The organism is Streptomyces sp. NPDC127119 (genome assembly GCF_042677425.1).
In the GTDB taxonomy this organism is placed as follows: domain Bacteria; phylum Actinomycetota; class Actinomycetes; order Streptomycetales; family Streptomycetaceae; genus Streptomyces.
The window spans coordinates 1-11,956 of record NZ_JBHXTO010000202.1; the positions used below are offsets into that span (position 1 = coordinate 1).

Sequence of the window (11,956 nt, forward strand, 5' to 3'; positions counted from 1 at the left end):
GCCCCTAAGAGGGGCTGCGCCCCATCAGGGGCGCGGGGAACTGCGCAATCTTTTGCCTTGAGGCGCACAGGGACGCGGCGCTCAACCCCCGGCTTTCAGGGGCGCGGGGAACTGCGCGAACGGCCCCCACCGGGGCCGCACCCGGGCTCAGCCCTGCAGCAGCACCACGCACGACTCCCCAGGTACCCCCAACAGCCCGTCCCCGCCAGGGACATCCACCGGCTCCCACGCGGCCAGCACCCGCGCGGGCCGCGTCCCCAGCGGAATGCTCACCCGCTCGGACCCGAGGTTCACGACCACCCGGACATCACCCCGCCGGAAGGCGAGCCACCGCGCACTCTCGTCGAACGCGACCTTGACGTCCGCGAGATCGGGGTCGGTGAGGTCGGCCTGGGCGTGCCGCAGAGCGATCAGCTCCCGGTACCAGGCGAGCACACGCGCGTGCACCCCCTTCTCCGGCTCGGACCAGTCGAGACAGGACCGTTCACGCGTGGCGGGGTCCTGCGGATCCGGAATGTCCTCCTCGGCCCACCCGTGGGACCCGAACTCCCGCCGCCTGCCCCGCCGCACGGCGTCCGCGAGCTCGGGGTCCGTGTGGTCGGTGAAGAACTGCCAGGGCGTCCCCGCGGCCCACTCCTCGCCCATGAACAGCATCGGCGTGAACGGCCCGGTGAGCGTCAGGGCCGCCGCGCAGGCCAGCAGTCCGGGGGAGAGGGAGGCCGCGAGCCGGTCGCCCAGGGCACGGTTGCCGATCTGGTCGTGGGTCTGCGAGTAACAGAGCAGCCGGTGCCCCGCGACCCGCGTGCGGTCGAGCGGACGCCCGTGCCGCCGCCCCCGGAAACTGGAGTACGTGCCGTCGTGGAAGTAGCCCGCCGTGAGCGTCTTCGCCACCGCCGCGAGCGGGGCCCGGCCGAAGTCCGCGTAGTAGCCCTGCGCCTCACCGGTCAGCGCGGTGTGCAGCGCGTGGTGGAAGTCGTCGTTCCACTGGGCGTGCAGCCCGAGCCCGTTCTCCTTGCGGGGCGTGATCAGCCGCGGGTCGCCCAGATCCGACTCGGCGATGAGGAACAGCGGCCGGCCCAGTTCCCCGGAGAGCCCGTCGACGGCCGCCGACAGCTCCTCCAGGAAGTGGCACGCGCGCGTGTCGTACAGCGCGTGCACCGCGTCCAGGCGCAGCCCGTCGAACCGGTAGTCGCGCAGCCAGGAGAGCGCGCTGCCCAGCAGGAACGCGCGCACCTCGTCCGAACCGGGCGCGTCCAGGTTCACGGCCGAACCCCAGGGGGTGTGGTGCGTGTCCGTGAAGTACGGCCCGAAGGCGGGCAGATAGTTGCCGGAAGGACCCAGGTGGTTGTGCACGACGTCCAGGACGACCCCGAGCCCCAGTTCGTGCGCCCGGTCGACGAAACGCTTCAGCGCCTCGGGGCCGCCGTACGGCTCGTGCACGGCCCACAGCGACACCCCCTCGTACCCCCAGCCGTGCTGCCCGGGGAACGGGCACAGCGGCATCAACTCGACGTGCGTCACGCCCAGTTCCACCAAATGCCCGAGCCGCTCGGCCGCCGCGTCCAGCGTGCCCTCACGGGTGTACGTGCCCACGTGCAGCTCGTACAGCACGGCGCCCGGCAGCCCGCGCCCCGCCCAGTCCGCGCGCCAGGCGTACCGCTCCTGGTCGACGACCGCGCTCAGGCCGTCCGGTCCGTCCGGCTGCCGGTACGACCGTGGATCCGGCAGCACCGGACCGTCGTCCACCGCGAACCCGTACCGCGTGCCGTCCTGCGCCTCGGCCTCGCCCGTCCACCACCCCGGGCGCTGCGGATCGGGCTCCAACGCGCGCGTGGAGCCCGCGCAGTGGAGCGTCATGCGATCGGCCTGTGGTGCCCACACCTCGAACTGCACGGACGGTTCTCCCTCGTCTGCTCACCGTGACCTCGCCGGTCCCATGGTGCGTCAAACGAGATCAATTCACCTTCGGATCCCCTCGATCGGGCGACGCGAAACGGCCGTACCCGCAGTGCGCACTCCCCTGAAGTGCTCTGTTTTCTGGACACTCCGGCCGCGCTGCCAGACAATCGGCAGCGTGACGTCGTCCTCGGAGTTCCACACCTATCCCGCTCCCGCGCGGCTGTCGGACGTCGAGCGGGACAGGACGCTGAAGGCCCTGCGGGAGGGTGCCGCACTGGGAAGGCTCTCGCACGACACGTTCCTCCTGCGGATGGAACTCGCGTTCGCGGCCCGTACCTCGGACGAACTCGCCGCGCTCACCGCCGATCTGCGCACCGAGAGCCGCTGGTCGCGCCTGCTGTTCGGCACGGTCGAGGCGGTCTCCGGATTCTCCGTGCGACTGCGCAGAGCCTGGCAGGCCGAGCGGCTCCCCAAGCTGCTGCTGCCCCGGCCGGAGAGCCGGTACCCGCTGCGGATAGGCCGTGACCCGGCCAGCGGTCTGCGGCTCAGCCACGAGACGGTGTCGCGGGTGCACGCCGAACTCACCCGCCAGGGCGGTCTGTGGGTGCTGCGCGACCTCGGCTCGACCAACGGCACGGCCGTGAACGGGCGGCGGGTGATCGGCGCCGCCGTCGTCCAGGTCGGCGACCAGGTCAGCTTCGGCCGGATGGTCTTCCGGCTCGCGGCGGACTAGGCCTTCGGGCCCAGGGCGGCCCAAGTCCAAGTCCAAGTCCAGGCTCCGGGCCCGGCGGGCGGAAGCGCCGCCTCCGCCGAGACCGGCCCGAAGAAGCCCGGCGGGCGTGCATATTTCTATCGTGCACCGGTGTTGACGTACCTCCGCCGCCGTGACTCACTGTGCGTACACCATGCACACCAAGTGAACCGGTGGTAACTCGTTGCGGAGGTAAGACCCTGCCGCCACTCCTCCGCTACCCCTCCGTCGACGAACTGGGCATCCGGGCCGCCGCGCTGGTCGACCGCCGCCCGCGGGACGCCCGGCTGCGCCAGGTGGGCACCTCCCGGGCCGGACTTCCGCTGCGGCTGCTGTCCGTCGGCCACGGCAGCCGCCACGTCCTCGTCGTCGCCGGCCCCCACGCCAACGAACCGGTCGGCGGCGCCACCGTGCTGCGTCTGGCCGAACGGGCCCTGGCCGACCCCCGCCTGTGCGACGGCGCCGACGTGACCTGGAACCTCCTGCTGTGCCTGGACCCCGACGGCTCCCGCCGCAACGAGGGCTGGCTGGCGGGCCCGTACACACTGGGCCACCACTTCCGGAACTTCTTCCGCCCCGGCTTCATGGAACAGCCGGAGTGGCTGCCCGACGGAGCCGCGGGGGCCGCGCTGCCGGAGACCCGCGCCCTGCTCGCCCTCCAGGACGAGCTGCGGCCCTTCTTCCAGTGCTCCCTGCACGGCGTCGACGTGGGCGGCGGTTTCGTCGAGCTGACCCGCGACCTGCCCGGCATGGCGCCCCGGCTCGCGCACATCGCGACACGCCTGGCCATCCCGCTCGAACTCGCCCCGTACGACACGCTGTACTGGCCCGTCCTGGGCCCGGCGGTCTACCGCATCCCGCCCCCGACGCGCGGCGACCTCGCCGCGGCCATCACGGAGGCGGCCGTCGAGTCCACCTGGTTCCACCCGCAGCCGTACGGGACGGTGACCGCGGTCGTCGAGGCGCCCATGTGGGGCGTGGCGGCCGTACAGGACCCCTCGGCGCCCGCCGACAGCGAGGGCGCGCTGAGGGACGTCGCCCGGACCCTGCGCCACGACACGGTCCTGCTCCAGGAACTGCTGGCCCGGATCCGCCCCCACCTGAACACGGTGGGAGGCGGGGCCGGGGACGTCGACCGGCTTCTCGCGCCCGTCGACGACTACGTACTGGTCTGCCCCGGCCTCGCCGACTCCTGGGACCCCGACACGGGCCCGAACACGGACGCCGCGGGCGCCGTCCGCCCGCTGCCGCCGCTCACCACGTCCGGGCTGACCGCGCTGCGCATCTCCGCCCGCCGGATTGCGCTGCGCACGGCGGGCCTGCTGCACCAGCTGGCGACCACCGCCGGAGCGGACCCGTACGGCGCGGCGGACGACCTCGACCGGCTCATCGACCACTGGTGCGCGGACTACCACGACGGCCACGGGGCGCGCTGGATCCCGGTCGCGCGGCAGTCCGAGTACCAGGCGCGGGTGGTGCTCGCCGCGTTCGAACTGGCCCGCCACCGGGGTCCCGGGACGCGTGCGCCCGGCAGGTCCGCGACACGCGCCGAGGTGCCGTTCGAGTGAGTCGGGGTGGGCCGGGAGGCCCCGCGTGCCGATGCACAGGCAATGACGAACAACCAGAAAGCGACCGCGGCGGTACGGGCCTTCCTGCTGGCCGCCTGCGCACTCCTCGTGGCGGGGCCGGTGCCGGCCCGGGCGGCGGTTCTCCCGGAGGCGCCCTCGGGCGACTGGCTCTATGTGACGGTCGCCCGCGGTGAACCCCGCTCCGGCGACCTCCGCGGCACGCTCCTGCTGTGCGATCCGCCCCGGGGACACGAGCAGGCCGAGCGCGCCTGCGAGGAACTGCGGGCCGCGCACGGCGACGTCGGCCGCATCCCGCTCAAGGAGACCTTCTGCACGATGGTCTACGCGCCGGTGTCCGTCTCCGCGCGCGGCGAGTGGGGCGGCCGGGCGGTCACGTACAAGGAGACGTTCGCCAACTCCTGTGTGATGGCGGCGCGGACGGGAGCGGTGTTCGCCCTGCCGCGCTGACACCGCGACCGGGGGAGCCTCACGGTGCCGCGTCCCGGGCGTGGCGTGCCGCGGCCACCACCGTGCGGCTCTGGTGCTCGACCTGCTGTTCCAGAGGCACCCAGCGCGCCCGGAAGCGCCGGGCGAAGGCCTCGCTCCAGGACACCACGAGGTGTTCCAGGGCGGGCGCGGCACGGTCGTCGGCCTCCCGCAGCACCCGCAGGAGCATCGCCGCGGCCCGCAGCGGGAGCCGCCGGCCGAACGCGTCCACGCTGCCCACGTGCGCCATGGTGGTGTCCGCGGGCGGCGGCCGTACCCAGTCGACGGCCAGCCCGGGAACCAGCTCCAGCGCCCACCCGGCGGCCCGCAGCAGCGGCCCCGCGGGGCCCGGCAGACGCGGCAGCGCGTCGGTGAGGACGCTCTCGACCTGCTGGGCGTCCTGGCGGAGCCGGCGTGCCAGGCGGCCCATCGCCGCCGCGGGCGCGGGATGCGGAGTGGGATCGTCCACCAGGTCGCTCGCCCACATCGGGACCTCGACGACCGCGGTCAGACCGCCGTACAGATGGGCCCGGTACCAGGTGCTCTCCCGGGCGTCGTCCGGCATGCTCAGATACGCCGGATCCGTGCCGGGCGCGGGCATCACATGCACCCCGGGTCCGGAGGCCGGCCAGCCGGCGGCGTCCGAGGCGCCCGTCTCGACCGGGATGTTCAGCTCCGCCGCGGACTTGCCGAACGGCTCGGCCAGGCCCGGGATGTCCTGGGTGAGCTGCACCCAGCTGCCGCCGAGGTCGGTGCCGTGGAGCGTCACCTGGAGGTAGGGGCGCAGCTCGTCGATGACCCGGAAGAGGGCCAGGGTCTCGGGCGGCAGCCGGTCGGGCGGCAGCACCGAGGGCGACCACTCGGGCTGCTCGGGCCCGGCGGGGCGGAAGAAGCCGAGGTGGTAGTCGAGCAGGGTGCGCGGCGCCGGGGTCACATGGAGGCCGGCGCCGTCGGGGTCCGCGCAGAGCAGGAAGTGCCAGGAGGTGTCGTCCCGCAGCCGCCGCTCGCGCACGACCCGTTCGGCCAGCGCCAGCACGGTGGCACCGCCGACGGGCTCGTTCGCGTGGGCGCCCGCGACGATCAGCACCGCGCGCTCTGCGTGGCCCACGGACAGCAGACACAGCGGCCGGCCGGCGCGGGAGGCGCCGATCCGCCGGAGGGAGCACAGGCCCGGCCGACGGGCCGCCAGAGCCCGGGCGGAGTGTTCGAGTTCGGTCACACTGGGGTAGCGCAGCTCCGGCAGGAGACTCACCCCCGACTTGGTCCGCCCGGCGTCGCAATCCGCAGTACTCCACGGACTGGATGAACTGTCAAGTACGTCGAGGGGCGCCTCCGGGGAGCGCCCAGCAGCACTTACGGGTGTCCGGGGAGCCGATGTCACTCCGTACGCGGACACGGCCGCGTCGGCGCCCCGGCGGCGCCCGTCAGCCGGCGGGCGCCGGATCGTCTCCCACCCGCTCCAGCAGGACCACGGGCAACCGTCCGAAAAGCGCCTCCACGCGCGCGTGCCCCGTGAACTCCCGTCCTGGCACGAGCAGATCGGTCCAGCGCCCCGCGGGCAGCGGCAGTTCGGTGTCGCGCCAGCCGCCCTCCTCCTCCAGGCGCAGCGACAGCCGGGAGACGGCCGTGACCACCTCCGAGGAGCGCGCGAAGGCCAGACAGTGCGCGGCCCCCGGGCCCCGCGCGGGCAGCGGCTCGTACGCGGCGGACTCGCCGAACACCGCGGGCCGCCGCCGTCGCAGCCGCAGGGCCGCCGCCGTCAGCGCGGCCTTCTCGGCGGAGAGGGCGCCCGTGTCGAGCGGCGGGAAGTGCGCGGGCCGCCGGTTGTCCGGGTCCACCAGGGCCCGGTACTCGGCCTCCGTGCCCTGGTACAGGTCCGGCACCCCCGGCATCGTCAGCTGGACCAGGGCGGCCCCGAGGACGTTCGCCCGCACGTACGGCTCCAGCGACCTCCTGAACCCGGCGACAGCCTCCCCGGGCGCCCCGCACGGGCCCGCCTTGAGGAAGTCCGCCACGGCCTCCTCGTACGCCGGATCCTGCTCCGTCCACGCCGTGCCGAGGCCCGCCTCCCTGATGTGCTTCAGCAGTGCGTCCCGCAGCCGTTCACCGTCCGCGGGACCGAGCCCGACGGCGGTCTGCCAGGCGGCCCAGGCCACCTGCGGATCGGGCGCGGCCACCCCCTCGGCCGCCGTCCGCCCGGTCACCTCGGCGAGCAGGTCGGCCCAGCGCGAGGGGGCCTGCGTGAGCACGGAGATCGCGGCCCGTACGTCGGCACTGCGCTTCGTGTCGTGCGTGGACAGCGCGGTGCCGGTCGCGGGCCAGCCGCGCTGCACGCGCGCGCAGTACGCGTGGAAGTCCTCCGGGGACACCGCGGGGGACCCCGGCTCGCCGCCCACCTCGGTGGCCGACAGCAGCGGTACGTACCGGTAGAACGCCGTGTCCTCCACGGACTTGGCCCGCAGCGCCGACGAGAGCTGGGCGAACCGGGCCCGGAACGCCGCGAACTCCGGGCCCTCGCCGACGCGCCCCAGCACCAGATCCCGTACGAGATCGACGGCCTGCGCCTCCTCGGGGATCTTGAAGGCCTGCTTCGCCTCCTGAGCGGCCTCCTCGGTGAGGACCGACGCGGCGTCCCCGGAGGTGTACGGCCGGTAGACCTCCAGCCGGACGAGGAGTTCACGCAGCGCGGTGCGCAGGGCCCAGGGGGCGCGGTCGCGCAGCACGGGGTCCGCGGACGTGCGGCACAGCCGGTCCGCCTCCCGGGTGAGCCGGTCGACCTCGGCGGCCAGCTCGTGATGGACCACCTTGTACGCGGCCCGCCGCACGGTCGCCTCCCAGACGCCCCCGCGGTCGGCCTGGGGGGCCGCGAACCGCCGGTACTGGCCGAGGAGTTCCCCCGCGCCCGCCGGGTCCGTGAGGACGCCGTCGATGTGCCGCAGCGCGTCGTAGCCGGTGGTGCCGGCGACCGGCCAGGCGGCGGGCAGCGGCTCGCCGTCCGCGAGGATCTTCTCCACCACCGTCCAGCGCCCGCCCGTCGCCCCGTGGAGACGGCGCAGATACGCGTCCGGATCGGCGAGGCCGTCCGGGTGGTCGATGCGCAGCCCGTCGACGACCCCCTCGTCCAGCAGCTGGAGGATCTTGCCGTGGGTCGCGTCGAAGACCTCCGGGTCCTCGACCCGCACCCCGATCAGCTCCGAGATGCTGAAGAACCGCCGGTAGTTCAGCTCGGTACGGGCCAGGCGCCACCACGCGAGCCGGTACCACTGGGCGTCCAGCAGCTCCGGCAGCGGCAGTTCCGCGGTGCCGGCCCGCAGCGGGAACGCGTGGTCGTGGTAACGCAGGACGTCCCCGTCGACCACCAGGTCGCCCGTCACCGCTCCCACGGGCGCCCCGAGCACCGGCAGCAGGACGCGACCGCCCTGGGCGTCCCAGTCGATGTCGAACCAGCGCGCGTACGGCGAGTCGGGGCCCTCGCGCAGCACCTCCCACAGGGGGCGGTTGTGGCGGGGGGACATCGCCATGTGGTTCGGCACGATGTCGAGGACGAGCCCCAGGCCGTGTTCGCGGGCGGTGCGCGACAGGGCCCGCAGGCCCGTCTCGCCGCCCAGTTCCTCCCGGACGCGGGCGGGGTCCACGACGTCGTAGCCGTGCCCCGAGCCGGGGACGGCCTCCAGGACGGGGGACAGGTGCAGGTGGGAGACGCCCAGCCCGGCCAGGTACGGGACCGCTTGCGCGGCTGCGCGAAAATCGAAGTCCGGCTGGAGCTGGAGGCGGTAGGTGGCGGTCGGCACGACAGGAGTCATGGAACCGTATGTACCCGGCTCACGCCATTTCGTGTCACGTTCCCGTCTGCGGCCCCGGTGGGGGTGGCCCGCGCAGTTCCCCGCGCCCCTGATGGGGCGCAGCCCCCCTTGAGGGGCGCGGGGAACTGCGCGAACGGCCCCCACCGGGGCCGCACCCGGAAACGGCGCATCCCGCGGAGCGCTACGCAGGGCGCTGAAGCACCACCATGCTCCGGTCGACCAGCGACAGCCGGTCACCCGCCTTCACCTTCGCCCCGGTCCCGGGCGCCACGCCCGCGGACCGGCCCGTGTCCACGACCACCTGCCACTGCCGCCCATGATTCACCGGCACCACGAACTCCAGCGTCTTCGGCGAGGCGTTGAACAGCATCAGGAACGAGTCGTCCGCGATGCGCTCCCCGCGGGGCCCCGGCTCGGAGATCGCGTTGCCGTTGAGGAACACCGACAGCGCCCGCGCCTGCGTGGAGTCCCAGTCGTCCTGGGTCATCTCCTCGCCGGCCGGAGTGAACCAGGCGATGTCCGACAGATCGTCGTGGGTGCCCTCCACGGGCCGCCCGTGGAAGAACCGGCGCCGCCGGAACACGGGATGCTCGCGCCGCAGCCGCACCATCGCGCGCGTGAACTCCAGCAGCTCGCTGCCGTCCTCGGGCCACGGCACCCAGGCCAGTTCCGTGTCCTGGCAGTACGCGTTGTTGTTGCCGCCCTGCGTGCGCGCGAACTCGTCGCCGTGGCTGAGCATCGGCACGCCCTGCGAGAGCAGCAGCGTCGCGGTGAAGTTGCGCATCTGGCGCCCGCGCAGTTCCAGGATGTCCGGGTCGTCGGTGTAGCCCTCGGCCCCGCAGTTCCACGAGCGGTTGTGGCTCTCGCCGTCGTTGTTGTCCTCGCCGTTCGCGTCGTTGTGCTTCTCGTTGTACGACACCAGGTCGTGCATGGTGAAGCCGTCGTGGCAGGTGACGAAGTTGATGGAGGCCAGCGGGCGCCGCCCGTCGTCCTGGTAGAGGTCGGAGGACCCCGTCAGCCGGGACGCGAACTCGGCGAGCGTCTGCGGCTCGCCGCGCCACATGTCCCGTACGGTGTCGCGGTACTTTCCGTTCCACTCGGTCCACAGCGGCGGGAAGTTGCCCACCTGGTAGCCGCCCTCGCCGACGTCCCAGGGTTCGGCGATCAGTTTCACCTGGGAGACCACCGGGTCCTGCTGGACGAGGTCGAAGAACGACGACAGCCGGTCCACCTCGTGGAACTGCCGGGCCAGGGTGGCCGCCAGGTCGAAGCGGAACCCGTCGACGTGCATCTCGGTGACCCAGTACCGCAGCGAGTCCATGATCAGCTGGAGCACGTGCGGGGAGCGCATGAGCAGGGAGTTGCCCGTGCCCGTGGTGTCCATGTAGTAGGCGGGGTCGTCCGTCAGCCGGTAGTAGGAGGCGTTGTCGAGCCCCTTGAAGGACAGCGTCGGGCCCAGGTGGTTGCCCTCGGCGGTGTGGTTGTAGACCACGTCGAGGATGACCTCGATCCCCGCCTCGTGCAGCGCGCGGACGGCCGACTTGAACTCCAGGACCTGCTGTCCGCGGTCGCCCCAGGACGCGTACGCGTTGTGGGGGGCGAAGAAGCCGATCGTGTTGTAGCCCCAGTAGTTGTTGAGGCTCATGTCGACGAGTCGGTGGTCGTTCACGAACTGGTGAACGGGCATCAGTTCGAGGGCCGTGACACCCAGTTCGGTCAGGTGTTCGATGACGGCCGGGTGGGCGAGCGCCGCGTACGTGCCGCGCAGCTCGTCGGGCAGCCCGGGGTGCGTCATCGTGAGGCCCTTCACGTGGGCCTCGTACAGCACGGTGTGGTGGTACTCCGTGCGCGGGCGCCGGTCGTCGCCCCAGTCGAAGTACGGATTGACCACCACGGAGCTCATCGTGTGGGGCGCCGAGTCCAGGTCATTGCGCTTGCCGGGCGACGCGAAGTGGTAGCCGTACACCTCCTCGCCCCAGTCGATGCTGCCGCTTATGGCTTTCGCGTAGGGGTCGAGCAGGAGCTTCGCCGAATTGCAGCGCTGCCCCCGCTCCGGCTCGTAGGGACCGTGCACGCGGAAGCCGTACCGCTGGCCCGGCATCACGCCGGGCAGGTACGCGTGCCGGACGAACGCGTCGGTCTCGCGCAGCTCTATCGCCGTTTCCGAGCCGTCGTCGTGCAGCAGACACAGCTCGATCCGGTCCGCGGCCTCCGAGAAGACCGCGAAATTCGTTCCGGCGCCGTCGTACGTGGCACCGAGTGGGTACGCCTGTCCAGGCCAGACCTGCATGGATGCAACTCTTCCAGTTGTGCGACGTCGCAGAGGGCGACTCCCGCCCGAGTGTCCCCGAAACTGATGGAACCACCTAGGACTTACCTCCCTCTTACCGGTCGACCAGTGCATACGCGGTATGCCGAACCAGTGGGACTCGATCGACTCCTAGAGATACAGGGGGAGTAGGGGGAAATGTGCGCACAATAGTGCACCGCCATCTGGGCAAGGTGGTGGCGGGCGCGGCCATAGCGGTCGCCGGGACCGCCGTGATGGTCGGCATCACCCTGCCGGGCTCGGCGGGTGCGGACGACTCCGGCGGCCAGGGGACGGGACGGACCGCGCAGACGGCGGGTCAGGCCCAGGAGCAGGGACAGGGACAGGGCCAGGGGCAGGGCGCCGTGCAGCCGGGCGTCGTCGAGCAGGCTCCGGCCGAAGGCGACCGGGGCAAGGGGCGCGACCCGCTCACCGACGACGAGACCGAGCGGGTCGAGAAGCTCGCCCTGGACCGAGGGCTCTCCCGCAGCAGCGAGAACGTCGCCGGCGACAAGGGGCCGCAGCGGATCACCGTCGACCTCTCCGAGCCCGAGGCGAGCGAACTGGACGACCCGAACGCGCCGCGCCGCGCGGAGGTGTCGTTCTACGACTACAAGGACGACTCGCTCGTCACCAAAACGGTGAACCTCGACACCGGCAAGGTCGAGTCGACCGACACCCAGCACGGCGTCCAGCCGCCGCTCAGCCGTGACGAGACCGTCGAGGCCGCGCGACTGCTGATCGCCGACCCGCTGGGCGCCGGACTGAGGGCCGACTACAAGGACGCGACCGACAAGAAGCTGACCACTCCCGACCAGTTGATGCTCAACGGCATGGTCTTCCGGGCGGTCCCCGGAACGCCGGCCTCCGTCGCGGACTGCGGCAAGCACCGCTGCACGCGGCTCTTCGTGAAGGTCAAGAACGGGTCCTGGATCGACAGCCGTGACCTGGTGATCGACCTGAGCGCCCGCAAGGTCGCCAAGGTCGGCTGAGTCTCTTCGGTCCACCGGCCTCCGTCCATCGGTTCATCGGCCCCACTTCACCTTTCCCACTTTCCTGCTTGTGCAAGGGAGTCATTTCTTCATGCGCGTGAACAGAATCAGCCGCGCCCGCAGGCGGACGGCGGTCGGCCTCTCGGTGG

General features: G+C 72.5%; 8 protein-coding genes. 4 read left to right on the plus strand and 4 right to left on the minus strand.

Annotated elements, in window-relative coordinates; translation table 11 throughout:
- Positions 1-147: 147 nt before the first annotated feature.
- Positions 148-1,893, minus strand: coding sequence for a malto-oligosyltrehalose trehalohydrolase (gene treZ / locus ACFVH5_RS41285; protein ID WP_385838825.1), 1,746 nt, complete (start codon positions 1,891-1,893; stop codon positions 148-150).
- A gap of 181 nt (positions 1,894-2,074) precedes the next feature.
- On the opposite strand from treZ, the gene ACFVH5_RS41290 reads away from it, so the two are divergent.
- The 3 genes from ACFVH5_RS41290 to ACFVH5_RS41300 all read left to right on the plus strand — a co-directional run bounded on the left by ACFVH5_RS41290 (position 2,075) and on the right by ACFVH5_RS41300 (position 4,686).
- Complete coding sequence (locus tag ACFVH5_RS41290) at positions 2,075-2,632, plus strand: FHA domain-containing protein (RefSeq protein ID WP_384799971.1); 558 nt, start codon at positions 2,075-2,077, stop codon at positions 2,630-2,632.
- A 191-nt stretch (positions 2,633-2,823) separates the two neighbouring features.
- Positions 2,824-4,218 (plus strand): M14 family zinc carboxypeptidase, encoded by a 1,395-nt coding sequence (locus ACFVH5_RS41295; RefSeq protein ID WP_385838826.1) that lies wholly within the window; start codon positions 2,824-2,826, stop codon positions 4,216-4,218.
- Between the two features lie 42 nt (positions 4,219-4,260).
- Positions 4,261-4,686, plus strand: coding sequence for an SSI family serine proteinase inhibitor (locus tag ACFVH5_RS41300; protein ID WP_385838827.1), 426 nt, complete (start codon positions 4,261-4,263; stop codon positions 4,684-4,686).
- A gap of 19 nt (positions 4,687-4,705) precedes the next feature.
- Here the strand turns inward: ACFVH5_RS41300 and ACFVH5_RS41305 are convergent, their stop codons facing one another.
- From ACFVH5_RS41305 to glgX, 3 genes are all read right to left on the minus strand, one after another.
- Positions 4,706-5,956: a M14 family zinc carboxypeptidase gene (locus tag ACFVH5_RS41305; RefSeq protein ID WP_385838828.1), complete on the minus strand. Its 1,251-nt coding sequence runs from the start codon at positions 5,954-5,956 to the stop codon at positions 4,706-4,708.
- A 172-nt stretch (positions 5,957-6,128) separates the two neighbouring features.
- Complete coding sequence (treY, locus tag ACFVH5_RS41310) at positions 6,129-8,507, minus strand: malto-oligosyltrehalose synthase (RefSeq protein ID WP_385838830.1); 2,379 nt, start codon at positions 8,505-8,507, stop codon at positions 6,129-6,131.
- Between the two features lie 181 nt (positions 8,508-8,688).
- On the minus strand, positions 8,689-10,797 hold the full coding sequence (gene glgX, locus ACFVH5_RS41315) for a glycogen debranching protein GlgX (protein WP_385838831.1): 2,109 nt from the start codon (positions 10,795-10,797) through the stop codon (positions 8,689-8,691).
- A 179-nt stretch (positions 10,798-10,976) separates the two neighbouring features.
- Between glgX and ACFVH5_RS41320 the strand changes: the two genes are divergently transcribed.
- On the plus strand, positions 10,977-11,807 hold the full coding sequence (locus ACFVH5_RS41320; protein ID WP_385838832.1) for a Tat pathway signal sequence domain protein: 831 nt from the start codon (positions 10,977-10,979) through the stop codon (positions 11,805-11,807).
- Positions 11,808-11,956 lie beyond the last annotated feature (149 nt).

Coding starts and splice junctions, on each gene's coding strand:
- ACFVH5_RS41300 (WP_385838827.1), top strand. CDS start 4,261: ATGACGAACAACCAGAAAGCGACCGCGGCGGTACGGGCCTTCCTGCTG.
- treY (WP_385838830.1), bottom strand. CDS start 8,507: ATGACTCCTGTCGTGCCGACCGCCACCTACCGCCTCCAGCTCCAGCCG.
- glgX (WP_385838831.1), bottom strand. CDS start 10,797: ATGCAGGTCTGGCCTGGACAGGCGTACCCACTCGGTGCCACGTACGAC.